This window comes from Paraburkholderia dipogonis (genome assembly GCF_042680985.1).
GTDB classification, from domain to species: domain Bacteria; phylum Pseudomonadota; class Gammaproteobacteria; order Burkholderiales; family Burkholderiaceae; genus Paraburkholderia; species Paraburkholderia phytofirmans.
Genome location: NZ_JBHUFR010000013.1, coordinates 266495 through 290911, shown reverse-complemented (window position 1 = coordinate 290911; position 24417 = coordinate 266495). Strand labels below are relative to the sequence as shown.

Genomic DNA, 24417 nt, shown 5'->3' with positions numbered 1-24417 from the left:
GCTTTTGTAGTAGTTACCCGGATCTGCCAAAAGTATGTCGAATTAAGACAGTCCACGCACAACACATAGGTTGCTCAGTAGAGTCACATCGAACGAGGCATACAGGATAGAAGCACATGAGCATTTTTCCAGTTGTTCTATGTGGCGGCAGTGGAACGCGGTTGTGGCCGATGTCTCGTGGCGGTCAACCAAAACAGTTCCTCACGCTCGCGGGCGAGCACTCGCTGTTGCAGACTACGCTGAGACGCGTCAATGCTCTCGACAACACCAAGCCGCCGATTCTGGTTTCAAATGCCGAATACCGCTTTCAGCTTGTCGATCAACTAAAGGAAATCGCTCTGGACGTCTCTGCGATCATCCTTGAACCGGTTTCTAGAAATACCGCGGCGGCGATTGCAGCCGCGGCACATTTCGCTATTCAGGATGATCCCAAAGCGCTGTTGCTCGTGCTGCCATCCGATCACGTCATTCAGAATGCAGACGCGTTTCACAATGCCGTCGAGACCGGCATCGCTCTGGCGCGCGATGGACGGCTCGTCACATTCGGAGTGGTGCCGACTGCGCCGCATACCGGGTTCGGATACATCCGGAAGGGCGAGTCGCTGGCAGACAAGGAGCACGAGGCATACAACGTTAGCGCTTTCGTCGAGAAGCCTGACGCCGCGCTCGCCGCCGAACTGCTGGCCAGTGGCGATTACTTGTGGAACAGCGGAATTTTTCTGTTTGGCGCAGGCGCCTACCTGGACGAACTGAAACGATACGAGCCAGACGTTGCCCGTCTCGCGGATCAAGCGTACAAGGATGCTCGTCCTGATCTGCAATTTCTCAGGCTCGGCAAGGATGCCTTCACCGACTGCCCAAGCATCTCGGTGGACTACGCGGTTCTGGAGCGTACCGATCGCGCAGCGGTTATCTCTGTCGACGATCTCGGCTGGAGCGATATCGGATCATGGTCCGCACTGCATGAGATTGCGTCGCAAGACGAGCAGCGCAATGCGCTTATAGGCGACGTGCTGCAAGATTCCGTGTCGAATTCCTATATCCGCGCCGAACACCGCATGGTCGCGGCGATTGGCGTCAGCGACCTGGTAATCGTCGAAACGGCAGACGCTGTGCTCGTCGCACATCGCGATCTCGCCAAGAACGTAAAGACTATCGTCGACAGTCTCAATGCAACGGGACGGGCAGAGTCCGTTACGCATCGGCGCGTGACGCGCCCGTGGGGTTCGTATGAATCCATCGACCAGGGCGAGCGCTTCCAGGTCAAACGGATCGTTGTCAATCCCGGTGCCCAATTGAGTCTCCAACTGCACCATCACCGCGCCGAGCACTGGATCGTAGTCAGGGGTACGGCGTTAGTTACGAACGGCGACCGCGAGGACTTACTGACGGAAAACCAGTCTACGTATATTCCCGTTGGCGTATCGCACCGGCTGTTCAATCCGGGAAAGATCCCGCTTGAACTGATCGAAGTCCAATCCGGAGCGTATCTCGGCGAGGACGACATCGTTCGGCTTGAGGACCGTTATGGCAGAACCGGCACTGCATAGCGCTTAAGCGCTGCTCGCGCACGCTTCCACGGAGGCGGCCTAGCGCATCCCATTGCGGCGATCCTGGGCATATCAGGCCGACAAAGACCGACAAAGACCGACTCAGGGTCAGCTCAACACGATTCTCAAGTAGTTAGTTTTCCAAAGTCTCCGATTGAATTTTCAGTCGGAGCGCTTCGTCACGTCTTATCGACCTGAGGCCTGTTAAATGACCACCAAATGCACGATGTTCGGGATAGAGATAGACGCCATTTCAATGGACACGGCGGCGAAGACGTTGGCGCGGTGGCTGGAATCGCCGCACGCAAGATGCCGTTACGTGGTCACGCCGAATGTGGACCATATCGTCAAACTTCGAAACTCTCTGGCATTCCAGGCCGCGTATGCGGGCGCGTCGATGGTACTCGCCGACGGCAAGCCGCTGGTACTCGCATCGCGGATGATGGGTCGCGCATTGAAGGAAACCGTGCCCGGCAGCGACCTCGTGCCGAGTCTCCTTCATCAGGCACGGTCCATGAATCAGCCCATGCGCGTGTTTCTGCTCGGTGCCGGCTCCGGCGTTGCGGAGCGTGCCGCGCGGATCATTACACAACGCTGGCCGAACGTTCTGATTGTCGGTACGTATTCCCCTCCTTTCGGATTCGAAACGTTGCCGTCCGAGTGCAATCGCATTCTCGACGAGATCGCAGCAGCCGAACCGGATCTGCTGATCGTAGGACTCGGCGCGCCCAAACAGGAACTATGGGTACATGAGTACAGGGCTCGCATCAACGCAAAGGTGGCGATCTGCGCGGGTGCGACGATCGACTTCATTGCAGGCGAGAAAGCGCGCGCTCCGGTCTGGATGCGCAGGACCGGCCTCGAATGGCTGCACCGGATCGTCACGGAGCCCCGGCGTCTGTTGCGCCGCTACGCACACGACGCTTTGGTATTCCCGACTGTCCTTGTCAAGGAACTCGTCAGCAACGCAGTTGCACGCAATAAATGATCGACTAACGAGAGTCATACCGTGACTAACCGAAGACAGGCAATCAAGGGTGCCCTCGCAGGCACGATTCTCAGCGCGGCGGCGGCCGTCAATGGACAAACGAAACCGGACGCGTCATCCGTAGATACGGGGTTGTCGAAAGACACGCCGTCGGGAGCAGGCAACGCTCAATCAATCGCATTCAAGGCAGCGGCGCCGACGAGTATCGTCCGGACGGTGGCCGAAGAGTTGAACGATGCCGATATCAATCCCAAGCGATTTGGTGCAAAGGGTGATGGCCGCTCGGACGACAGCGTCGCGATCCAGTCCGCGATCGACCTGCTCGAATCACGTGGCGGCGGCGTGGTTCGCTTTCCTGCTGGGCGCTATCGCTGCAATGTCGTCCTGAAGAACGGCGTGTCGCTGGTGTCGAGTAGCACGATGTTCGGATATCTTCCGGGCCATATTTCCGGCGTGACTCTGGTACAGGCCGATCACGGCTTCGTGGTCGATACTCCGTCGACGCTCGTGCGCGGAATCGGCATCAGCGGTATCAATTTCGAAGGACGTGGCGCAAATTTGAATGGTGGCGGGGTGCGCTTTCAACTGGTCAAATGGGCCGCTATTCGACGTTGCACTGCCAACAATTTCGCCGACCAGGGCTTTCAGCACGTCGCAGGATTTGGCGTCGTCTTTGAAGATATTCTGACGACAAACGTTTTACTCAATCGCCAGCGCGACCGCATTTCCGGATGCATCGAAACGTTCGGCACCGACGATTTTCTCAACCGTATCGAAGCCAACCCTTCTCTGATCGCGGGTCGCGGCCTGATGACGCCGGACCTTCTTCTGTGCGGGATTGTCGTTGGAGGCGCAAATAATTTCCTGTCGAACTGCATTGGCGAAGACGCCGAGCGCGGCATCTACATCGCACCGTTGCGAGGATCACAGCACCGCATTTCGCAGTGCCGGGGCGACTCCAATATTGGTCACGGGTTCTATGTCGATGGCAGCGCGATATGGAGCACGTGCTTCGGCTACAACAACAGTTCCGCCGAGGTCGGCACCTATAGCGGCTTCTACATGTCGTCGAAGTCGCGCTCGAACGTGCTGACCTCATGCCGCTCCGAGGGTCGAAAAGAGCGTCTTCAGAAGTATGGTTTCGAGGATTACGTCAGTGAATCCGACCCGGATGCGCGCAATCAATACTTTGCATGCGCGGGAAGCTTCAATCAGGCTGGACTGTTCCTGGTGCAGAACCATGAAGGGTCGAGCGTATCAGGTGCGCCGCTCACCACCAAGCCGCCGGCTGGGACGCGGATCGTCAACGTCACCGGCTCAGGTCTCGTGGTGCTCGATAACTACATGACGCCCACGGAAATCTCGTATTTCTCCGGCGCCGCCGATGGTCAGACGATTCGCGTATTGGGGAATCCTAATGTGACGATCGTTCACGGATCGGGCATCGTGACGCGCTCATCGAAAGACGTTGTGCTGAAAGCGGACATGATCTACGCATTCACCCGATACGTCGACAAGTGGTACATGAATTGAGCGGAAACAATCGAAGTCCGCGCGATGCCGGGTAAGCGGATGAATTGAATGAAAATGTGCCTGGCGGGTGGTGTCTCGTCTTGAGCCCGCCTCGCACGGTGCTATTTCAGAATCGACAGCAAATCGGCAACGCTTATATCTGGCAATTGCTTGGAAAGCATGTCCCAGACGATCAGATCGTGCATTGCATTCGCATCTTCCGCAGTTGTCCACTCACGCGCGCCGACTATGGAATCAGCAGTCTCGAAAGCGGCGTTAATGATTGTCTGAATTTCTTCTATACGCATGTATGCGTTATCGGCTACGTTCAGGACTTATTTAGCCCTGCGCGCTGAGAATATGGCAAACCGCCGAAAAAATTCTGCGGATCCGGTTCAGGGGGGCGAACTGCCAGCAGCAACTCCATGATAGCGAGAGTTCCCACCGGAAATTACCCAGGAAAGCCCTACCTTGAATAAGATCGAATCGAGTGACATCTCGTAAGGTTGAGCGGGAGTAACGAGCGGAGTCTTTCTGATTCTTTTCATAATATGCTCTCGCATAAGCGATATGCATGAAGACGCTATACATTCCGTCTCACTTCTCGTGGAATTTTATCGCAACACGCATAAATCCGTTCAATTCAGATTCTGGATACGTTCGACGGCGGATTTTCTCCACTAAACCGGAAATTTTTTCAGCCAGGTCGTGAACAGCCAATGTGTTGGCCAAATCGGACATGTAATAATTACGCTAGAATTGTTGTATAGCATGCAAAGATAAGAAAAAATAGAGAGTTTAGGGCAGGGCTTCGAAGGCCAAAACATTCCGGGGAAAAGCAAATGGAGCTGGTACAAACTCTGCCGCGCTGCTCGCGGCAAAGTGCCGTGAGAACACCGACGCGTGAGCTGACTCGCGTCGACATTGCGTTGTTTAACGGGTTTGCGCTGCCGAAAGTGGCGGCGATCATCGAGATCTTCCAGAAAGCGAACGCATTCGGCGCATCACAGCAATTGCATCCGCGTTACGACGTCTCATTGCTGTCGGCTGCGGGCGGCCGTATTGCAAGCTCGTCTTCGGTATTCGTCTGGACGGAGAGTGTCGACTCGCATCAGGTCACGGATGACAGACATCTGCTCTTCATCGCAGGCGGCGCGGGCGTACCCCATGCCTGCCGCGACGAACGCCTGAGCAATTGGCTGCGTCGCAGGCATCCATTCAGCGAGATCGTTCATCCGATCGCCGAGGGCAGACTGCTCTTGGAAGCGGCAAAGCTTCCTAGCCGCTACTGTGCCCTCCTTTATGGCGACAATGAAACGAGCGACTACTATCAAGTACGAGCACTGAGCGAAGCTCCGACTGAGGTCGCCACAGCACTGCGTATCGTGGAAGAGGATATGGGACTGGAAGTGGCGCGCCATGTCGCTGAATCGGTTGCGCCTCAGCAGGATATGCCTTGGGACATGTCCGTTTCCCGCAGCGGAACGCCAAAAGTTAGTGAAAAGATTATGGCGTCGGCGCGCTGGCTGGAGGAAAACGTCGACCAGCCTGTTTCTATCGACGCAGCCGCGAAGGTGGCCGCGATGAGCGAGCGCAACTTCCTGCGCCGCTTCAAGAGCGAGATCGGGATGACACCCTCCGACTATCTGCTTCGCGCTCGTCTTAACATGAGTTGCCGGATGCTCGTCGAGTCGCGCTTGCCTGTCGATAAGATTGCACGGCGTTGCGGTATTGGCAGTGGCGGTCAATTGGCCAAGCTGTTCAGGAAGTATCTTGCGACGACGCCCACCGATTACCGCATGGGCAGGGAGGCGTCTCCGGCGGAGCAAGCCTGATCGACTGTCTCGTCTAAGCCCCTCAGACGGAGAAAACCGCGATTTCGTTTGCCGCCCGTTCTTCCTGAATCTTCCGCGAAAAAGTTATTTTCAGCGGATTTCGCCAATGATATTCGGACGTAGCATCGTCACACGCTGAGTGGGTCGCAACAGACCCTCGCCGCTGTCATCGATGATGTTGACGCGCGCGCCATGCGTTCGCCACGGCGGTGCTGCCGCAAAGCATGCATGTATCCGTTTTAGCCAATAGCGGTGCCTGTTCCGCCATCTCACATCAATAGTTGGCTTTCGCCTCTATGGTTGCGCTCGACCACCCAGAGTCGATCTTCCAGACAATACGCAAACCTCCAACGTCTGTATCGCGAACACCCCGGACAACCCATGCTCAAAGTTACCAAGGCCATATTTCCGGTGGCGGGTCTCGGCACCCGGTTCCTCCCTGCCACGAAGGCGAGCCCGAAAGAGATGCTCCCGATTGTCGACAAGCCGCTGATCCAGTACGCGGTGGAAGAGGCAATGGCAGCCGGCATCACCGAAATGATCTTCGTCACGGGCCGCAGCAAGCGCGCGATCGAGGACCACTTCGATAAGTCATACGAGGTCGAGGCCGAACTCGCGGCACGCGGCAAGGACAAGCTGCTCGAACTCGTGCGCAGCATCAAGCCGAGCCATGTGGACTGTTTCTACGTGCGTCAGCCGGAAGCGCTGGGCCTGGGCCACGCGGTGATGTGCGCCGAAAAGCTGGTAGGCGACAACCCGTTTGCCGTCATTCTCGCGGACGACTTGCTGTACGGCACGCCGCCCGTCATGACGCAAATGATCGAGGTGTTCGACCACTATCACAGCTCGGTGATTGGCGTCGAAGAGATTCCGGCTGAGGAGACCAGGTCGTACGGGATTGTCGACGGCAAGAAGTGGGAAGACTCGATCATCAAGATGTCGGGCATCGTCGAGAAGCCGGAGCCGAGCGTGGCGCCGTCGAATCTCGGCGTGGTCGGCCGCTATGTGCTGAAGCCGCGCATCTTCGGACATCTGCGTGCATTGAAGCCGGGCGCGGGCGGCGAATTGCAACTCACGGACGCAATTCAATCGCTGCTCGCCGACGAACAGGTGCTGGCGTACAAGTATCACGGCACGCGTTTCGACTGCGGCAGCAAGCTGGGTTATCTGAAGGCGACCGTCGAGTTTGCCTTGCGCCACCCGGAAGTGGCTGCCGATTTCGAAGAGTACCTGCTTGCGCGCTCGCCAGTGCCCGCATGTTGACAGACTGATCTGTCGCGGATGGGGCCGACAAGCCACCACCGATTTTGCGAAATAAAGAATAGGCGTTCGGCCGACGACCCGTGAATTTTGACGTTATCGGCCAAGACCATGGTTCATTCAGCCGCGCCTTCGTGCCGCTAGCGTTGCATCAGTAATATCGAACCCTGTCGCTCGTCCCTCGACGTCGAACGGATGATCTTCAATCTAAGGCGGTTTAACGTAGCGAGTGCACAGGAAGTCATGGGCGAGTTTATTCCAGAGTATTTGGTCCGCGAACAGGCAGCCGTGGGCGCGCTCGTATTGTTCGCCATTCTGCGCATCGTTTCCGCTGCTGTCGCCGTCGAGAGGGGCTGGCGCATATCCGTCGTGCAATCCTATTGCATTGCGATTGCAGTACTTTACTGTCTACCCCAGTTGTTCGATCTGTTCATGCATTCGTATGGAATGCAGGCTGCGGCTGCGGCCGCCGAACTCGAAGGTAAAGCGGCGGGCTCGGCGATTGCACTCTTTTTCGCGCCGATTCTGAGTCACAAGCTCGGCTACGAATAGGCACCCCTCACGTTCAAGTCCTCGCGGTGTTTTCGACGAGTCGCGATCAACCCCCTTGCATGCACCTGCGGCCCGCGTGATTGAAATCGACGACACGCTTTTCAAAGCGAGGCCGCAGCAGCATCTTCCCCCACTGCCGCATCCGCCGACGCAACATCAGCCGCAACATGCGACAGCTTCATCATGCGCGGCTGAAGCAGCAGCGCGACGAGCCCGCTCCATCCGGTCTGGTGCGAAGCGCCGACGCCGCGTCCGTTGTCACCGTGAAAGTACTCATGAAACAGGATGAGATCCTGCGAACGCGGGTCGGCTTGCAGCATCGGATAAGCCGCCATCACGGGCCGCACACCTTGTGCATTCTTGAGAAAGAGCGTGGTGACCCGCCGCGCAAGGTCGTCGGCAATCTCGCTCAGCGAAAAACATTTGCCCGATCCTGTCGGATAGTCGACACGAAACTCATCGCCGTAGTAGCGATAGAACTCATACAGCGATTCGATCAGCAGGTAGTTGACGGGTATCCAGACCGGTCCGCGCCAGTTCGAATTACCGCCGAAAACACGGGAGTCCGATTCGGCCGGCTGGTATTGAATGCAGACTTTCACTCCGTCATGGTCGAACACATAAGGTGCATCGCGATGCACGAGCGATAGCGTCCGCACGCCATGCTCGGAGAGAAACTCGTTTTCATCGAGAGCGCGGCGCAGCAGCGTTTTCATCCGGTGTCCGCGCAACAGCGATAGCAGCGTGGTATTGCCCTTGCCCGGCTCGGTCCAGCGCGACACCAGCCTGGCCAGATTCGGCCGATGATCGAGAAACCAGGCCAGCCGTTCGCGCAATCCCGGCAGATGGCCATACACGCGATCTTCGAGCACGTGAACGGCGAACAGCGGAATCAGCCCGACGATCGAACGAATGCGCATCGGCACACGGGCGCCGTTCGGAAGGTGGAGTACGTCGTAGAAGAATTCGTCTTGTCCGTCCCATAACCCCGTTTTGCACCCTTCGCTGCAACTGACTGCTTCCGCGATATACAGAAAGTGCTCGAAGAACTTCACTGCAATTTCAACATACGCGCTGTTCGTCATGGCCAGTTCCAGGCCGATCTGCATCAGGTCGAGCGCGTACGAGGCCATCCATGCCGTGCCATCGGCCTGATCGATGCGGCCGCCGGTGGGCAGCGGCGAAGACCGGTCGAAGATGCCCACGTTGTCGAGCCCAAGAAAGCCGCCCTGAAAGATGTTGCGATCATCCGCGTCCTTGCGGTTCACCCACCACGAGAAATTGAGCAGGAGCTTGTGAAACATGACTTCAAGAAACTCGTGATCGCCAACGCCCGTCACCTCGCGGTCGAGTTCATACACACGCCATGTAGCCCACGCATGAACCGGCGGATTGGCATCGCCGAACGCCCACTCGTAGGCAGGCAATTGTCCGTTCGGATGCATATAGCGTTCCTTCACGAGCAGCAGCAATTGCTTCTTCGCGAAGTCGGGATCGATCATGGCGAACGCGACCGCATGAAACGCGAGATCCCACGACGCGTACCATGGGTACTCCCACTTATCCGGCATCGACACGATGTCGCCATTGCACATGTGCCGCCAGTCCGCGTTGCGGCCATGCCTGCGTGCTCTCGGTGGCGTCGGTTGTCCGGGGTCGCCGTCGTGCCAGCGCGTCACGTCGAACTGGTAGTACTGCTTCGACCACAGCATGCCGGCGAGCGCCTGACGCTGCACGAGCCGCGCATCGGCGTCGGCAATGTCGTGCTGAAGCGCCGCGTAGAACTCATCGGCTTCCGCTTGCCGGCGCGTGAAGAGCGCTTGCATGTCGAGAGGCGCGGCATCCGCAGCGGCTTCGGGACGCCAGCGCAGATACACGACCGAGCGCTCATGAGGCGCGAATTGCAGGCTCACATGGGCGGCGGCACGAGTGCCCTTGTCGCGCCGGACGGCCTGCTCGTCGCCATCGATGAGATAGTCATTGAAGCCGTCCTTGAACGGCCCTGCTCCATCGATGCCGAAAATACGGCGTACATTCGTTTCGTTTTCGCAGAAGAGCCACTCGATCGGCTGTTGCGCCGACGCCGTGACGATCATCGTGGCGTGCGCGGGATGGCGCGCGATGACGCGCGTGCCATCCTCGGTGTTCGACTCCAGCGTAAGCGCCGGCTTGCCCGGCTTGCCCGACCAGGCCCATCTGTTGCGCGCCCAGAATTGCGGCAACAGATGAAGCGCCGCGCGCTGATCCGCGCGGTTTTCGACGGTCACGCGCATCACGATATCGTCGGGGGTGTGCTTCGCATACTCGACACAAACGTCGAAGTAGCGGTTATCGTCGAACACGCCTGTATCGAGGATTTCATATTCGGGCTGATCCGCGCCGCGCCGCAGATTTTCGTCGATGAGGTCCTGATACGGGTACGCGTCGTGAGGATACTTGTACAGCATCTTCATGTACGAATGCGTCGGCGTGCCGTCGAGATAGAAGTAAAGCTCCTTCACATCCTCGCCGTGATTGCCTTGCTCGTTCGCCAAACCGAAGAGCCGTTCCTTGATGATCGGATCGTGCCCGTTCCAGAGCGCGAGCGATACGCACCAGTCGAGCGGGTCGTTGCCGAATCCGGCAATGCCGTCCTCGCCCCAGCGGTACATGCGGCTGCGCGCATGATCGTGCGGAAAGTAGTCCCATGCGGTGCCGTATTCGCTATAGTCTTCGCGAACAGTGCCCCATTGCCGCTCGCTCAGATAGGGCCCCCAGCGGCGCCAGCGGTCGAGCTCCGGACCATGGAGCCGGGCACCTTCTTTCGACTGGAGCAGCGTGATTGCGCGTAGCGGTGGCATGGAACCTCCCGACCCGACATTGACCATCCTAATGATAAGCGCCATCGCACCGCAACGAGTGAACCTCGGGGCCGCCTCCTGTTGCATACTTGAACGGAATATACCGCCGGGAACATCGCGATGAATACGGACCTTGCTCGCTCATGGTTGAGTTTCAACGCACCTGTGGCCGCCGCGCAAGCCGCCGGCCGCCCGCTCGTGGCGCTGGAATCGACCATCATCGCTCACGGCATGCCCTATCCGGAGAACGTTCGCACTGCGCGCGAAGTGGAGGCCGTAATCCGCGGCCTGGGCGCCGAGCCGGCGACTATCGCATTGATCGACGGGCGAATCCGCATCGGTCTTTCGAACGACGAACTCGAACTGCTCGGGCGCGCAGATCAGGTACACAAGGTCAGCCGCCGCGATCTGCCAGCCGTGCTGGCCAGCGGAGAGCTTGGCGCCACGACCGTGGCCGGCACGATGATTTGCGCCGCCCTGGCCGGCATCGAGGTGTTCGTGACCGGAGGCATTGGCGGTGTGCACCGGGGTGCGCCGGAAACCTTCGACATTTCGGCCGACCTGCAGGAACTGGCGAAGACTTCAGTGGCGGTGGTCTGCGCGGGTGCGAAGTCCATTCTGGACATTGGACTCACGCTGGAATATCTGGAAACGCACGGCGTGCCGGTGCTCAGTTGCGAGCAGGACAATTTCGCCGCGTTTTATACGCGCGACAGCGGTTTTCGCGCGGACTTCCGGCTGGACGAAGCGGCGCAGCAGGCACGCTTCATCCGGACCAAGTGGGACTTGGGGCTCGTCGGCGGCGTGGTGTTGAGCACACCGGTGCCGGAAGCGGCAGCGATGAAGTCCGAGGAGATCGACGCGCTGACCCAGCAGGCGCTCGCCGAGGCCACGGTGAAAGGTATCACCGGTAAGGCCGTGACGCCCTTTCTGCTGGCGCGCATCAAGGCATTGACGAGTGGACGCAGCCTGGCGACAAACATTGCGCTCATCAAACACAATGCCGAGGTCGGCGCGAGATTGGCGCTGGCGTTGGCGCGTGCGGGGCGCGGGGCGTGTTCAAATGGCCGATGACCTCGTCCTTTGTTTGGGCCCGTGAGGCACTATAGTGAAGACTACCTTCACTCCACGGCAAGAGGCCTTTCATGATCGCATGCAACCGTCGCACCTGGGCCAACGGACTCCTGGTCGCAACATTGCTCTATTTCCCAACCGCCCACGCCCAACTCGGCAACCTTCTCAATCAGGGCGGAAACGGCGCGGCCGCCGGTGGACTCGGCAGCCTGGGCGGTTTAGGCAGTGGGCTATCGTTGCAGTCGCTAACGTCCGGCAGCACGGGCAATGTCGCGGGCGTGCTTGAATTTTGTATCAAGAACAACTATCTCGGCGGCGGTGCGTCGTCGGTCAAAGATGGGCTCATGAGCAAGCTGCCGGGCGGTTCATCGTCGAGCGACAGCGGGTACACCGACGGCGCCAAAGGCATTCTGAACAGCGGCGACGGTAAGCAGGTCGACCTGAGTGGCGGCGGTCTGAAGGAGCAGATCACGAAACAGGTCTGCGACAAGATTCTGGCCCAAGGGAAATCTTTGCTTTAAGCGAGTGACGGCGGCCCGACGTGAAATGGGTGGCGGACCGGCTTCGTTCGCGTAGCACGCGGCTAAACGACGGCGAACTCGCGTGTGACATCGCTCGCGGACTTCAGGCCGGCAGCTTGCCTTTCCTGCGTAACACGCCGACTACCTCTTCGATACTCGCGTTCTTCAGCAGACGGCCACCGGCCGCCGTCCGTTCGGCGTTGATGGCGTCGATGCTTCGCTGCATCGCGGAAGCCTTGGCCGCGATATAGACGGCCATGCCATAACCGAAGCGCTCAATCAGATCGTTACGCAGAAAGGTTTTCATAGTTCAGGGCGACAGCGAAACCAGCAGTTTATACGCAATTGAGAATCATTCGCAATTATACCGGACTGTGAGGATGACAAACGTGCCGGGCCGCTGAAGGGCGATATGTGCTGGCGCAAGCGTGGGACTTCCACGACTCGGAGTTGAGCCGATGTCTCCCGATACTGCATCGCGCGGGAGCGCATCGGCTACTGACGTGGTTCGTGGAGAGCGCCGGCCAATCTCATGACCGCCGGCATCTGTTCCATCAGGACGACCTTCGTCCGGGAACAGTCTAGTTAGGGCTCGAGTTTCACGGGCGTCATGCGCGGCATGAGCAGATGAATGATGCCGAGCGCGACCAGATAAGCCGATGCGCCGACAGCGAAGAGCACCCAATACTGACCGGTGCGCTGCAACGTCTCGCCGATGACGCCCGAGTAGAAAAACGAGCCGATCATCCCCGCCACGCCGCCGATACCGACCACCGTGCCGACCATCCGGCGCGGAAACACGTCGCCGACCGTCGTGACGAGATTTGCCGACCATCCCTGGTGAGCCGCCGCGGCGAGCCCGACAGCGAAAACTGCGTACCAGAGGCTCTGAAAGAGCGAAAGTGTGGCAATCGGAAGGACGCACAGCGCGCAGACGCCCATCGCGATCTTGCGTGCGACATTAGGTTTGTGGGAACGCTGCATCAGCCTGGACGACAGCCATCCTCCAGCCACGCTGCCGACGGACGCCATCGTGTAAATGACGATCAACGGCAGCCCAAGATTGGCGATGTCGATGTGCCTCGACTCATTGAGCCATTTAGGCAGCCAGAACAAATAAAACCACCACACCGGATCGGTCAGCAGTTTGCCGAAAATGAACGCCCACGTTTCGCGGTACTTCAGCACTGAAAGCCAGCTCACGCGTTGTTCGACGCTTTCGTCCCGATCCGAGTTGATGTAATCGAGCTCGCGCTTCGATACCGACGCATGCTCCGCCGGAGGACGGTACACGAGCAGCCACACCGCCAACCATACAAAACCGGCCGCCCCTCCCGCAATGAACGTCGCGCGCCAACCCCACATGACAGCGGCGATCGGTACGAATGCGGGCGCAACGATACCGCCTACGGTTGCTCCCATGTTCCATAGGCCCGTGGCCAACGCACGCTCCTTCTTCGGAAACCATAGGGCCGTGGTGCGAATGGCGACGGGGAAATTGGCCGCCTCGCCGAACCCGAGCAAACCGCGCACCGCTGCGAAGCCGGGGACGGTCGCCGCTATTGCGTGCAGCATCGCGGCGAGACTCCACATCGCCATTGCGCCGCCGTAGACCACCTTAGTGCTGATCCGATCCGCGATACGGCCGAACGTCGCGAGACCCACCGCATAGGCGACCGTAAACACCATCACGGTCTGCGCGTACTGAACCTGAGTCCAGCCGATGTCTTTTTGCAGCAGCGGTGCGAGCAGCCCGAGCATCTGACGATCCATGTAGTTGATCGTCGTTGCAAAAAAGATGAGTGCGCAGATGGTCCACCTATATCGTCCGACGGCCGTTTGGTCGGCGACGGAACCGGCTTCTAACATTTTCATCGTGTCTCCGGGAAGTTTCTAATCACGCAAACTGGTTCACCTATCGCCTACAGCGCGAGGGCGGACCGCCCCTCGCGAGGCTTCATTCGGGAAAAGAAGACGACCCCGGCGGCCACCACCGACATCAAGGCCAGCCCGGTGAGACCGCCTTCGATCGAGCCGGTTTTCTGCTCCAGCAAGCCGAAGGCCGCCGGCGCAACGAAGCCGCCGAGATTACCGATTGAATTGATCAGCGCCAACACTGCCGCTGAAATCCGCGCGTCCAGGTAGCCCTGCGGAATCGGCCAGAACAACGCCGACGCGGCTTTAAAACCAATCGCCGCAAAGCAGATCGCGACGAACGAGAACATGGGACTGCCCTGGCCGGCCGCATACATGCCGAGCGCGGCGATCAGCAGCACGCACGCGACCCATGCCTGCTGAAACTTGAAGCGCGCCGCGAGCATCGCGAAGAGATACATCGCCACGATCGAGATCAGCCACGGGATCGAATTGAAGAGCCCGACCTGAAAATCGTTGAAATGGCCCATCTTTCGGATGATGCTGGGCAGCCAGAACGTTGCACCGTAAATGGTCAGCGAGACTGAGAAATAGATTACGCAGAAGATCAGAATCTGCGGGTCGCGCAGCAGAGTCCAGACGGACGGCATGACCGCATGCGCCGCATCGCGCTCGCGCTGCTCCTCCTCTATCTCGGCGACGACCGCATTCTGCTCGGCGCTGCTCAGCCATCTGGCGTCGCGCGGTTTCGAATCGAGCCAGAACCAGATGAAGCCGGCCAGCACGACCGAGGCCATGCCTTCGATCACGAACATCCACTGCCAGCCGTGCAGACCCCCGCCGCTGATCAGCATCAGCCCGCCGGAGATAGGCCCGGAGAGTATCGAGGCGAGCGCCGAGCCGCTGAGAAAGATCGCCATCGCCTTGCCTCGCTCGTCACGGGGCAGCCATTGGGTGAAATAGAAGATGACGCCCGGAAAGAAGCCGGCCTCGGCGGCGCCGAGCAGCAAGCGCATCGCATAGAACGACGTCTCGCCGCGAACGAACGCCATGCCGACCGCGGCCAGACCCCACGTGAACATGATGCGCGTGAGCCAGGCCTTCGCGCCGAAGCGCTGCAACAGCATGTTCGACGGCACTTCGAAGATCGCATAGCTGACGAAAAAAAGCCCCGCGCCGAGTCCATAGGCGGCAGCACCAATGCCAAGATCCGCGCTCAGATGCTGGCGGACGAAGCCGATGTTCACCCGGTCGATGTAGTTGACGACGAACATCACGACGAAGAGCGGCAGCACATGCCACTTGATCTTGCGCACGGCGCTTGCGAGTGCGTCCGCTCGGTCCGGGCCGGCCGCGGCCGGAATGGATCTGCTCATCGGCTTGTCTCCTTTGTCGACCAGAGTTAGCGCTTTAGCGCTTACTCTGGTCCCATGCACAGCAGTCGACCAGAGTTAGCGCTTTAGCGCTTACTCTGGTCTCACGCACAGCGGTCGACCGCAGTTGGCGCTTTAGCGCTTACTGCGGTCCCATGCACAGCAGTCCCATACAACAAATTTGCCAAGTGGCAATGCGCATCGCGCGCGGGACGTCCGTTCGCGTTAAAAGCGCGGGTTCTTGCCACTGAAACTCGGGTCGTACTTCCGCATCTGCTTCAGGTCGTCGCGATTGCGCACGCCGCACGACAGATACTGGGCGTGCAGTTCGGCCAGCCGCTCACGGTCCAGCTCGACGCCGAGGCCCGCTGCGGTGGGCACGCGCACCGCGCCATTGTCGAAGCTCACGCGACCGCCCTTGATGACTTCTTCTTCCTGCCACGGGTAATGCGTGTCGCACGCGTAAGTCAGATTAGGAATGCTCGCCGCGACATGCGTCATCGCCATCAAGCTGATGCCGAGGTGCGAGTTCGAGTGCATCGACATACCGAGATCCCACAGCTTGCACATGCGCGCGAGCGTCTGGGTCGCTCGCAGACCACCCCAGTAGTGATGATCCGACAGCAACACCTTGACCGAACCCATCTCGGCGCCGCGGCGGAAATCTTCCATGGTCGTGATCACCATGTTGGTCGCGAGCGGCAGGCGGGTATGTTTCGCCAGTTCGGCCATGCCCGCGAGCCCCGGACAAGGATCTTCGTAATACTCGAGCAGCTCGTCGAGTTCGGGGGCGGCCGCAATGCTCGTTTCGAGCGTCCAGTTGGCGTTCGGATCGAGGCGCAGCGGCACGCCGGGGAAAGCCTGATGCAGCGCGCGCATGCATGCGATCTCGTGCGCCGGCTCGAATACGCCGCCCTTGAGCTTGATGCTCTGGAAGCCGTACAGGTCGATCATGCGACGCGCCTGCGCGACGATCTGCTCCGCGCCAAGGCCTTCGCCCCAGGCATCGGGCGCATAGGGCTTGTCGATGTGTTCCGCGTACTTGAAGAAAAGGTAGGCGCTGTAAGGCACTGCGTCGCGAACCTTGCCGCCGAGCAGATCGACGATCGGCGCGCCGACTATTTGCCCCTGCAAGTCGAGCATCGCAACTTCGAGCGTGCTGATGACTTTCGGCGCATTCTTGGCCGAATGCGAGCCGGGGGCGAGTTCGAATTCGACCGCGCCCGAGCCCGGCTTGATCGCCGCACGCACGCGTTCCTCCATCCGGTTCAGGTCGAACGGCGACAAGCCGATCACCAGCGCCCTGGCCTGCTCGAGCACGCGCAGCATCGGCTCGTCGCCATATGTCTCCGAGATGCCCACGCGGCCATCGCTCGTCTCCAGTTCGACGATGGCGCGCAACGCCCACGGTTCGTGGATGCCGGCAGCGTTGAGCAGAGGGCCGTCGCGGAAGGCGATCGGCGTGATTCGCACCTGAGTGACGGTGATGTCGCGAGTCATGGCGGCAGTCCGGTAATGAGAGATTCAACGTAGATGGAGGCATGGTAAAGCACTAATGTATTAGTGCGTCAGTGGGGAAAACCCATGGCCCGTCGTGCCGGAAAACGGCCGCACACTTGCAGGGAGCGGGTAGGCGTCGGCTATAGTATTAATATTTCAGCGGGTGGAAATCGCAGTGCCCGCCTACGCCCACGCTTCTGGTTCCGCCATGAAAATCAACGCTTCCCCGACGAGGGCGACCCGGCTCGACCGGTCCCGCCATGCCGCGCCGCAAGTATTCGAACGCCTGCGCGAAATGATCCTGTCGCTCGAACTGGCGCCCGGCACGGTGCTCTCGCGCGCAGATCTGGCGACGCAGTACGGTTTGAGTCAGACGCCCGTGCGCGACGCGTTGATGAAGCTCGGCGAGGAAGGCCTCGTCGACATTTTTCCGCAGCACGCCACAGTCGTCAGCCAGATCAACGTGACTTCTGCGTTGCAGGCGCACTTTCTGCGCCGCTCGATCGAACTGGAAATCGTGCGCACGCTTGCGGAGCAGCACGACGCCGCGCTGATCGCCCGGTTGCGCGCCACGATTGCCGGGCAGATGGAAGTGCGCGACCCGAAGAACATCGAGCAGTTCTCGCTGCTCGACCAGGCCTTTCATCGCCAGATGTACGAGGCGGCGGGCGTGCCGCAACTCTGGGATCTGGTGCGCCGATTGAGTGGCCACATCGACCGGCTGCGCCGCCTGCATCTGCCAGTGGAGGGCAAGACGATGGCGGTGGTGCGCGATCACACCGAGATCGTCGATGCAATCGAAAGAGGCGATGCCGAGGCTGCGCAGGCAGCGCTGCGCAACCACCTCTCGGGTACGCTGAGCCAGGTCGATCAGATCCGCACGAGGCATCCGGACTTTCTTACGGACGCCTGAATACAATCGGAGGGGCGTGAGTGAGCGCCATCGCCACTCGATTAGCCCGTTTCGGCTATGGCGAAGGCCCATGTCTGCCGGGATTTTCGTATCGTCTCGTGGAGATGTCCTCGCCACGCCGTAAAAAAGTCTCGGCCGCTTCACGAAGTGGCTGCGTGAAGCGGCCCAGTCGTTTCGCGACAAGTCCGCGGTGACCAACAATGCGCCACCTGGACCAATCGTGCCGATCACGCAACGGCTTACCGTAAAGGACGGGTGCTGCTCGCGGGCGACGCCGCGCATCCATTCACCTCCCGGCGGCCAAGGCTTCAACCTCGGTCTAGGCGACTCCATGCATTTCGGCGCGAAGCTCCCGCACCCCGCGTCCGAGCCTCCGACGCAGCAAAGTCCGCAACGTCGCCGAGTCTGCGTAGCCCACCTCGCTCGCGATTCGCTCGAGGTCGTAACCAATCGAGACGAGGTTCTGCGCGCGTTCGATTCGCAAGTCCTGGAAGAAGGCCAGCGGCGACTTACCGAGCACGGCCTCGGTGCGTCGCTGCAAAGTGCGCGGTCCGACCGACAACGCAGCGGCAGCAGCCTGAAGCGAAAACCCCGACGAAAGATTGTCGCGAGCCCATCGCTCGAATCGCGCGACCAGCGGATCGGCGTGAGCGAGGTGATCGGGAATGATGTATTCGGACTGGGACGAACGCTTGTCGATGAGCATGAAGCGGGCAACCAGCGTCGCAAGTTCGGGGCTTGCCTGACGCAGCAACCAGAGCGCAAGGTCGAGATGGCCCATCGCGGAACCAGCCGTCACTACGCGTTGCGAGGCGACGACCATGCGTGAATCATCCAGACTGACAGCCGGATAGCGTTGGCGGAAGAACGGTGCGAGCGACCAGGTCGTTGTCGCCTCGCGATTATCCAGAAGCCCGGCTTCGGCCAGCAGGAAAGTCCCGATACAGGCAGCCGCGACACCGACGCCGTCGGCATGCCAGGCACGAAGGCAGGCCATCGTCTCGCGTACGTCCGGTCGGCCCAGCGCATCGATCAGGCGCTCCGGCTGTCTGACGTTCGGCGCAGGCACCACCACCCAATCCGGACGGCGAACGGTGCTTGCCGGTTCGACCGCGGTCGACAAGCCATGCGCGGTGCGAATGCGTTTGCGCACGCCGACGACCTTGACATCGAAAGGAGACGCTGCGAAGCCTTGGGCCATGGCCAGTTCGTTGGCCGTCGCAAAGGTATCCAGCAGGACCGTGAGCCCCGTGTCGAACAGGCCGTCCAGCGCGAAGATGACCAGTCTCATGTCGCAAATAACCCCATTAATGTCATTTACGACTATAGCCTCGCGCCTGTCGGGCGTCTAGACTGCACAGCAATACGGCCAGGGTTGAGCGCCGGCTAACCATTCAGTCAAGCCGCTGGCACACAGTCGCGCTTGCAAAGGAGAAAGCATGAGCAGTTCGATAGAAGCTGAGCTCGACCGTCCGATCTGGGCGGCCCTCACAACGAAGCAGGCGCACCTTGGATATGGCGATGCACTTGCCCGTCGATACCACCCCGACGTGGCGCCCTTCGCCGCTTTGGCATTGGAAACGCCCGCGGCATACCAGGCGCTGCTTCAGCTTTTGCTGCCTCGCGAGCAGGCCGCCGTCCTGCGCTCCGATGGCCCGGTCGATGCGATAGACGGGCTTCAGATCACGCACGCGGGCGTGATTCATCAAATGATCGCCCGGCACGGCAAAGCAGAAAGCGCGGCCGGCCACGACGTAATCCGCCTGGGTGACGCGGACGCGAAAGACATGCTCGACCTCGCCCAGAAAACCAAGCCTGGTCCTTTCGGCAAGCGAACGGGGGAAATGGGTAACTACATTGGAATTCGCGACCAGGGGCGTCTAATCGCGATGGCCGGCGAACGGATGCGCGTCGACGGATACGTTGAGATCAGCGCCGTTTGCGTAGATGAAGATTATCGGGGACGTGGCCTTGCCGGCCGGCTCATCAAAGTCTTGCGAAGAGAAATTGAGCAACGGGAAGACACGCCGTTTCTCCACGTGTTCAGTAACAACACCTCCGCGATCGGGTTGTATGAGCGTCTGGGCTTCGAATTGCGCCGCACGTTTCAGCTTACCCGTGTAGGACATGTTGATTCGCGTTCGGCCATAGCGCCTTAAACCCGTCTACAGAGAAGTCGAATCGGGCTCGCGTAACCACAAGCTTTCGCAGCAGCCTGAAAATACGTGTTGGGCCGGCACCAGGCCGGCCCAACCGACTTGTCAGGCAGCCGGGGGCGCGATCCGTTGCTGTATCGCGCCACCGGCGGAACGCTTCATCAACCGATGCGCGCGTTGCTGACCGTCACCGACGGGCCATTCTTGTCCCAGTCTTCCAGGCTCAGCCCGGTTTTCTTCCAGACCGGGTTGGCGCTGGTAATCGATCCATTCACGACGTAGCCATTCAATTGCAGGCCCTGAACGTTGAACGAGCCGCCGGGACTTCCCGTATCCGTATGGCCGGTAATGCTGATGCTGACCGTCTTGTTGACCGGACCTGGGAAGAAGCCAAAATAAACGTTAATCCCGCCGCCGGCGCAGTTATTCGTCGTCGGGCTGACGATGCGGATGTTTTGAAACACGGCGGTATTGTCATTCGGTTCGATATCGAGACCGGCACCGGGGGCCGTTCCGCCGATATTTTCCCAAAGCGGGCTATTAAACGTGATGCCGCTGCCGCTGATAATCGATACGCCCTGGCGACGGCATCCGGTCGCGTGGTGCGAATTGACCGTGATGTTCGTGCTGTAGCCGTTGCTCTTGCTATCGCTGTTATTGATATAAATGCCGTCGCCCCAGCAATTGATCGTGGTCGGAGACGTAATGGTGCAATTCGTTGCGCCATTAATCGAAATCCCCATGCCCCACTCGCCCGACTTCGCCGAATTCAATTCCTTGCTGCCGTCGAGATACGGGCTTTCGAGCGTGACGTTATTTACGTCCGCCAATCGCAGGATTTCATACGTGTCGGTATTATGCGCGAGCAGTTTGATCGAAGCGCCGCTTGCAAACCGCACGTGGCTATTGGTGCGCAGGTCGAGGCCGGCCACGTCGATCCGGCTCTGGCCGGTAATCAGCAAAATCTGTCCAATGGAGCCGTCGATTGCGCGCTGGAGTGCGACGCGGTCGTTGGTGGTTCCATCGCCCTTTACGCCGAAAGACGTGTCGAGAAGAACGCCTTGAGTGCTGGTCGGCGAGCTCGCGCCAGCCGGGGAGCTTGCGGCTGCCGGCGAGCTTGCCGTTGCCGGCGCGCTCGCGCCGCTCGACGAACTGGCGCCGCGCGGGTTCGATGCGCCGCCGCGTCGGTATCGGTCCGCGACCGCGTCGGGACTGGCGGAATCGCCACCGCCGCCGCATGCGGCGAGCACGAACGCGCCGCCGCCGGCCAGCAAGGACGTCAGAAATTTACGACGGACCGTGAGTTCAGTGTTAGAAACAGGGAGTCTTGCCGCTGGTGTATTCTTAATCATTCAAGTCTTTCCAACTATGCCGGCGCGATCAAAAGCCAAAGCCCAGGCGAACGACCGCAACCATACAGGCGTTAACAGGGAAATTAAGCGAGATAACGGGCGCAAAAGCCCGACGCTTAAATACGAGTTACCCCGCGTAATCGGCAATGCGAATACGCGCAGGCGCAAGCGAATACCCGAAGAGATCTCCGCTTAAAGCAAAGAGAACTTCAGGATTGGTAAAGCAGATCTTCCGGAAGGGGTCACCAGACTTGCATTTCGATGGCGCATAATGCGGCCGATGAGATGCACAGTAATAGCTAGAAGGTAAATTATTACCATCTCTTAATAATCGTATCAGATTACCAAAGTCAGTCCTACGTCACACTTGTTACAATATGTACATCATATCATCATACTTTTTGAGAAATCCGGAAGAAATTCCCTGAACCTCTATCTTTTCAACGACTTCCGTACCGATGCTTTTGTCTGTTGAATAGTAAATTTTTCTAAAAGTATGAAGATAAAAACGTATCAGAAACGACACATTTTTATTGTCTGATTAAATATTAGTTAATATATGAGTAATTGATTAGAAAGGAATTGATTACGAAAAATTTTCCGCTGGCCTGCTGCCAGGTGCCAGCCGTGTGACGGATAGGCCGAATCCCGCTGAATCGGTGGTTTTCGTCGAGCATCGGACACCGGCGCACGTGCTACTCGCGCATCGCAAGGCTTATTCGTCGATAGATTGATTTATTCGCGCCACAGCATAAAAACAACGCATTTGGCGTATTTTTTATTTCGTCGGACGAGTGCGGGCAAATGGTCTCATTCCGATTTATGGGCCGCCTTTATCCGCAGGTCGCTTTTCCCCGAAAATACATTACTGTGGCAATCGTTAGCGCTATGTGCGAATTCGCACAGTCCGCGTGAAATTAGCTTAAATCGCACAACAACTACGGGTAAGTCCTTAATCGACTTTTTCAAAAAATATATGCGCAATCATTGACCGTTTGTTAAAAGGCAAACGTCGCCCGGGTTAAATTCATTCTCTGCTTCGTGCAATGTTGTTTAGCGCACCGAACCGGCCTCTAAAGAGCGATCCAATCGACCAAAACGCTCAATACAAAAAGAGGCTCACACTGATGCACTACGAGACAAGAACATTGCGCGGTGCAGTTGCAAAAAACGTTGCAACGTCCGCTTTTTGCCACCCGGCCCCAGTCGGCGACAGCAACCAGACCGGTCGAGGCCAGCCATGAAGCCGATCGCATTCGGTGGACGCTTTGGATGGCTTCATCCTGGAGAAGGCACGCATGGCGTGGTGCTTTGCAGCCCGTTTGGTCATGAAGAGCCGTGGTGCCACAAGGGTATCCGTTACCTCGCAGAAGAACTGTCCGCGTACGGTATTCCGGCGCTGCGCTTCGACTATCTGGCAACGGGAGACTCCGCGGGCGTGGACGGCAATGCCCATCACCTCGAAGCCTTCGTGTCCGATGTCGTCGCGGCCGTCAAGCGTCTCAAGGAACTGACCGGCGTGACCAGCGTGACGCTCTGTGGCCTGCGTCTCGGCGGGGCGCTTGCAGCGCTCGCATCGCGTGCATGCGCGGCCGACTCGCTCGTGCTGCTCGCGCCCGTCACGCGCGGGCGCACCTATCTGCGTGAACTGGCTGCGGTGCGCAAGGTCTGGCTCGACAATCTCGCCCCGTTCTTGCGCGCCGCGCAGCGCGACAAGCCGTTCAACGTGCTGGGACAGATCTACAGCGACCGGCTCTGCAGTGAACTGGACGCGCTCGATCTCTCGAAAGCAATGGACCAACACGCTCCGGTTCTCACGCGTGCTCTCGTGCTCGATGCACGCGCCCGCGCAAGCGCCTCGCTGTGTTCGACGCTGCGCGAACGCGGCGTCGCGGTCGAAACGGGCTTGCTGGACGGCTACCTCGAATATATGGACGAGACGAAGTCGTCGACTGTGCCGGCTCGCGCATTCGGAGAGGTCGTGAAGTGGATCGTGGACGGCGCCCCGGGAATGCGCGTCCACAACTCGATGAACAGAGGCGCGCGGCCGAGCGTGTCCCTCGACGACGAAGCCATCATCGAGACGCCCGAAGCCCGCGAGCGCCCGGTCATCTTCGGCGCCAACGGCCTGTTCGGCATGTTGTGCGAACCGCGCGGCAGGGTCGCGTACGGGCCCGTCATGCTGATCACCAATACCGCCGGCAGCGTGCATCATGGCGACAGTCGGCTATCGGTTCGGATCGCGCGGGAAATGGCCCGGCGCGGCATTCCATCCATGCGCATCGACGCGCGCGGCATCGGCGACAGTCCACCGCGTACGCCACAAGGGCCACTCGATCTGGTGCCGAAGATCCACGCATCCACGACCATCGAGGACGTCGCGACGGCCGCCGCCTGGCTCAAGCGCAAAGGCTATCAAACGGTCATCTCGTTCGGGATCTGCTCGGGCGCCTACAGCGCCTTGCGCGCGGCGCTCGTGGAGCCGGCTCTCACGGCCGTCATCGCGGTCAACATCGTGCGTTTTTACATACCCCCGCATATGTCGATGGCGGAGCTGGAGGAGTTGCAGCGTAACTCGCTCAAGCGTGTCGGGCCCGCGATATTCAAGCCGTCCAAATGGTGGCTCGTCCTGAGCGGAAAGCGCAAGTTCCTGCCGATCGCGCAGGCCGTCGGATCAATTCTGCTCGCGCGCCTGCATTCGCATCGGCTGGACGCGGCCGCCAACCGTACCGGCGCGGCCGAAGCCGATACGTTGACGCACCCGCACGGCGTGGTTCACGCGCTCGAACGCAAGGGCGTGCGGACTCTCTTCGTCTACGGTTCGAGCGACGAAGGAATGGACCAGCTCAATGCGCATTTCGGCAAGCGCGGCAAGAAGCTGTCGCGCTTTTCGCATGTCAAGGCGGTCGTCTTCGATGAGCTCGACCATGCGCTTTTCGATCCGCGAGCGTCGGCACAAGTCATTGCACTGAGCGAGGCGTTCATCAAGGATCTGCATCAGAAGGCGGCGGCGCCCAAGGTCGTCAATCCGCTGTTGGCCGTGCAGCAGCAGCGCTGAGCGAGAAGCCGCGCCTCGCCTTCCGGCAAAGGGGCGAGGCTCGGTCTGCTTCGACGGG

At 59.5% G+C, this 24417-nt stretch carries 20 protein-coding genes and 1 pseudogene; 13 read left to right on the top strand and 8 right to left on the bottom strand.

Annotated elements, in window-relative coordinates:
• Nucleotides 1-116 precede the first annotated feature (116 nt).
• The 3 genes from ACFSNN_RS18870 to ACFSNN_RS18860 all read left to right on the top strand — a co-directional run bounded on the left by ACFSNN_RS18870 (nucleotide 117) and on the right by ACFSNN_RS18860 (nucleotide 4071).
• Nucleotides 117-1550 (top strand): mannose-1-phosphate guanylyltransferase/mannose-6-phosphate isomerase, encoded by a 1434-nt coding sequence (locus ACFSNN_RS18870; RefSeq protein ID WP_134462875.1) that lies wholly within the window; start codon nucleotides 117-119, stop codon nucleotides 1548-1550.
• Nucleotides 1551-1758: 208 nt separating this feature from the next.
• Nucleotides 1759-2538, top strand: a complete 780-nt coding sequence (locus ACFSNN_RS18865; protein ID WP_134462873.1) for a WecB/TagA/CpsF family glycosyltransferase — start codon at nucleotides 1759-1761, stop codon at nucleotides 2536-2538.
• A 21-nt stretch (nucleotides 2539-2559) separates the two neighbouring features.
• A complete protein-coding gene (locus tag ACFSNN_RS18860) occupies nucleotides 2560-4071 on the top strand; it encodes a glycosyl hydrolase family 28-related protein (RefSeq protein WP_134462871.1) in 1512 nt (503 codons plus the stop codon).
• A gap of 101 nt (nucleotides 4072-4172) precedes the next feature.
• On the opposite strand, the gene ACFSNN_RS18855 is transcribed toward ACFSNN_RS18860, so the two are convergent.
• Nucleotides 4173-4358 (bottom strand): hypothetical protein, encoded by a 186-nt coding sequence (locus ACFSNN_RS18855; RefSeq protein ID WP_134462869.1) that lies wholly within the window; start codon nucleotides 4356-4358, stop codon nucleotides 4173-4175.
• A gap of 534 nt (nucleotides 4359-4892) precedes the next feature.
• On the opposite strand from ACFSNN_RS18855, the gene ACFSNN_RS18850 reads away from it, so the two are divergent.
• From ACFSNN_RS18850 to ACFSNN_RS18840, 3 genes are all read left to right on the top strand, one after another.
• Complete coding sequence (locus ACFSNN_RS18850) at nucleotides 4893-5885, top strand: helix-turn-helix domain-containing protein (RefSeq protein WP_134462867.1); 993 nt, start codon at nucleotides 4893-4895, stop codon at nucleotides 5883-5885.
• A 381-nt stretch (nucleotides 5886-6266) separates the two neighbouring features.
• Entirely contained in the window at nucleotides 6267-7148 is an 882-nt protein-coding gene (gene galU, locus ACFSNN_RS18845; protein ID WP_134462865.1) for a UTP--glucose-1-phosphate uridylyltransferase GalU, read from the top strand.
• 240 nt (nucleotides 7149-7388) lie between these two features.
• The gene (locus ACFSNN_RS18840; protein WP_134462863.1) at nucleotides 7389-7697 is read left to right on the top strand and encodes a hypothetical protein; all 309 of its coding nucleotides are present in this window, start codon (nucleotides 7389-7391) and stop codon (nucleotides 7695-7697) included.
• 101 nt (nucleotides 7698-7798) lie between these two features.
• On the opposite strand, the gene ACFSNN_RS18835 is transcribed toward ACFSNN_RS18840, so the two are convergent.
• The gene (locus ACFSNN_RS18835; RefSeq protein ID WP_134462861.1) at nucleotides 7799-10537 is read right to left on the bottom strand and encodes an MGH1-like glycoside hydrolase domain-containing protein; all 2739 of its coding nucleotides are present in this window, start codon (nucleotides 10535-10537) and stop codon (nucleotides 7799-7801) included.
• A gap of 120 nt (nucleotides 10538-10657) precedes the next feature.
• On the opposite strand from ACFSNN_RS18835, the gene ACFSNN_RS18830 reads away from it, so the two are divergent.
• Together ACFSNN_RS18830 and ACFSNN_RS18825 are read left to right on the top strand one after the other, a co-directional pair.
• Nucleotides 10658-11611 (top strand): pseudouridine-5'-phosphate glycosidase, encoded by a 954-nt coding sequence (locus tag ACFSNN_RS18830; RefSeq protein WP_134462859.1) that lies wholly within the window; start codon nucleotides 10658-10660, stop codon nucleotides 11609-11611.
• A gap of 71 nt (nucleotides 11612-11682) precedes the next feature.
• On the top strand, nucleotides 11683-12132 hold the full coding sequence (locus ACFSNN_RS18825) for a YjjA family protein (protein ID WP_012428115.1): 450 nt from the start codon (nucleotides 11683-11685) through the stop codon (nucleotides 12130-12132).
• A gap of 103 nt (nucleotides 12133-12235) precedes the next feature.
• Here the strand turns inward: ACFSNN_RS18825 and ACFSNN_RS18820 are convergent, their stop codons facing one another.
• The 4 genes from ACFSNN_RS18820 to ACFSNN_RS18805 form a co-directional block, all read right to left on the bottom strand.
• Nucleotides 12236-12439 (bottom strand): hypothetical protein, encoded by a 204-nt coding sequence (locus ACFSNN_RS18820; RefSeq protein ID WP_134462857.1) that lies wholly within the window; start codon nucleotides 12437-12439, stop codon nucleotides 12236-12238.
• 278 nt (nucleotides 12440-12717) lie between these two features.
• Complete coding sequence (locus ACFSNN_RS18815) at nucleotides 12718-14007, bottom strand: MFS transporter (protein WP_134462855.1); 1290 nt, start codon at nucleotides 14005-14007, stop codon at nucleotides 12718-12720.
• Nucleotides 14008-14054: 47 nt separating this feature from the next.
• Entirely contained in the window at nucleotides 14055-15383 is a 1329-nt protein-coding gene (locus ACFSNN_RS18810) for an MFS transporter (RefSeq protein WP_134462853.1), read from the bottom strand.
• Nucleotides 15384-15605: 222 nt separating this feature from the next.
• Complete coding sequence (locus tag ACFSNN_RS18805) at nucleotides 15606-16880, bottom strand: glucarate dehydratase family protein (RefSeq protein ID WP_134462851.1); 1275 nt, start codon at nucleotides 16878-16880, stop codon at nucleotides 15606-15608.
• Nucleotides 16881-17088: 208 nt separating this feature from the next.
• On the opposite strand from ACFSNN_RS18805, the gene ACFSNN_RS18800 reads away from it, so the two are divergent.
• Together ACFSNN_RS18800 and ACFSNN_RS18795 are read left to right on the top strand one after the other, a co-directional pair.
• Nucleotides 17089-17793 carry a GntR family transcriptional regulator gene (locus ACFSNN_RS18800; protein WP_134462849.1) on the top strand — a complete coding sequence of 235 codons (705 nt, stop codon included), beginning with the start codon at nucleotides 17089-17091 and terminating at the stop codon, nucleotides 17791-17793.
• A gap of 207 nt (nucleotides 17794-18000) precedes the next feature.
• Nucleotides 18001-18145, top strand: a pseudogene (locus ACFSNN_RS18795) (FAD-dependent monooxygenase); the annotation flags it as partial.
• Here ACFSNN_RS18795 and ACFSNN_RS18790 read toward each other — a convergent pair.
• The gene (locus ACFSNN_RS18790; protein WP_134462847.1) at nucleotides 18113-19084 is read right to left on the bottom strand and encodes a GlxA family transcriptional regulator; all 972 of its coding nucleotides are present in this window, start codon (nucleotides 19082-19084) and stop codon (nucleotides 18113-18115) included. The pseudogene ACFSNN_RS18795 and the gene ACFSNN_RS18790 overlap by 33 nt on opposite strands.
• Before the next feature lie 148 nt (nucleotides 19085-19232).
• On the opposite strand from ACFSNN_RS18790, the gene ACFSNN_RS18785 reads away from it, so the two are divergent.
• Nucleotides 19233-19952, top strand: coding sequence for a GNAT family N-acetyltransferase (locus ACFSNN_RS18785; protein WP_134462845.1), 720 nt, complete (start codon nucleotides 19233-19235; stop codon nucleotides 19950-19952).
• Nucleotides 19953-20110: 158 nt separating this feature from the next.
• Here the strand turns inward: ACFSNN_RS18785 and ACFSNN_RS18780 are convergent, their stop codons facing one another.
• Nucleotides 20111-20911, bottom strand: a complete 801-nt coding sequence (locus tag ACFSNN_RS18780) for a hypothetical protein (RefSeq protein WP_244322931.1) — start codon at nucleotides 20909-20911, stop codon at nucleotides 20111-20113.
• Between the two features lie 103 nt (nucleotides 20912-21014).
• Here ACFSNN_RS18780 and ACFSNN_RS18775 point away from each other — a divergent pair, with 103 nt between their 5' ends.
• The gene (locus ACFSNN_RS18775; protein WP_244322930.1) at nucleotides 21015-21497 is read left to right on the top strand and encodes a hypothetical protein; all 483 of its coding nucleotides are present in this window, start codon (nucleotides 21015-21017) and stop codon (nucleotides 21495-21497) included.
• Nucleotides 21498-22541: 1044 nt separating this feature from the next.
• Nucleotides 22542-24359: an alpha/beta hydrolase gene (locus tag ACFSNN_RS18770; RefSeq protein WP_134462841.1), complete on the top strand. Its 1818-nt coding sequence runs from the start codon at nucleotides 22542-22544 to the stop codon at nucleotides 24357-24359.
• Nucleotides 24360-24417: the final 58 nt, after the last annotated feature.

Bases quoted from the DNA above. Each gene is read 5' to 3' on its own strand.
- ACFSNN_RS18790 (WP_134462847.1), bottom strand. From the start codon at position 19,084: ATGAGACTGGTCATCTTCGCGCTGGACGGCCTGTTCGACACGGGGCTC.
- ACFSNN_RS18830 (WP_134462859.1), top strand. From the start codon at position 10,658: ATGAATACGGACCTTGCTCGCTCATGGTTGAGTTTCAACGCACCTGTG.
- ACFSNN_RS18785 (WP_134462845.1), top strand. From the start codon at position 19,233: ATGAGCAGTTCGATAGAAGCTGAGCTCGACCGTCCGATCTGGGCGGCC.
- ACFSNN_RS18870 (WP_134462875.1), top strand. From the start codon at position 117: ATGAGCATTTTTCCAGTTGTTCTATGTGGCGGCAGTGGAACGCGGTTG.
- ACFSNN_RS18820 (WP_134462857.1), bottom strand. From the start codon at position 12,439: ATGAAAACCTTTCTGCGTAACGATCTGATTGAGCGCTTCGGTTATGGC.
- ACFSNN_RS18770 (WP_134462841.1), top strand. From the start codon at position 22,542: ATGAAGCCGATCGCATTCGGTGGACGCTTTGGATGGCTTCATCCTGGA.
- ACFSNN_RS18835 (WP_134462861.1), bottom strand. From the start codon at position 10,537: ATGCCACCGCTACGCGCAATCACGCTGCTCCAGTCGAAAGAAGGTGCC.
- ACFSNN_RS18855 (WP_134462869.1), bottom strand. From the start codon at position 4,358: ATGCGTATAGAAGAAATTCAGACAATCATTAACGCCGCTTTCGAGACT.
- galU (WP_134462865.1), top strand. From the start codon at position 6,267: ATGCTCAAAGTTACCAAGGCCATATTTCCGGTGGCGGGTCTCGGCACC.
- ACFSNN_RS18825 (WP_012428115.1), top strand. From the start codon at position 11,683: ATGATCGCATGCAACCGTCGCACCTGGGCCAACGGACTCCTGGTCGCA.
- ACFSNN_RS18850 (WP_134462867.1), top strand. From the start codon at position 4,893: ATGGAGCTGGTACAAACTCTGCCGCGCTGCTCGCGGCAAAGTGCCGTG.
- ACFSNN_RS18815 (WP_134462855.1), bottom strand. From the start codon at position 14,007: ATGAAAATGTTAGAAGCCGGTTCCGTCGCCGACCAAACGGCCGTCGGA.
- ACFSNN_RS18800 (WP_134462849.1), top strand. From the start codon at position 17,089: ATGAAAATCAACGCTTCCCCGACGAGGGCGACCCGGCTCGACCGGTCC.
- ACFSNN_RS18810 (WP_134462853.1), bottom strand. From the start codon at position 15,383: ATGAGCAGATCCATTCCGGCCGCGGCCGGCCCGGACCGAGCGGACGCA.
- ACFSNN_RS18840 (WP_134462863.1), top strand. From the start codon at position 7,389: ATGGGCGAGTTTATTCCAGAGTATTTGGTCCGCGAACAGGCAGCCGTG.
- ACFSNN_RS18805 (WP_134462851.1), bottom strand. From the start codon at position 16,880: ATGACTCGCGACATCACCGTCACTCAGGTGCGAATCACGCCGATCGCC.
- ACFSNN_RS18865 (WP_134462873.1), top strand. From the start codon at position 1,759: ATGACCACCAAATGCACGATGTTCGGGATAGAGATAGACGCCATTTCA.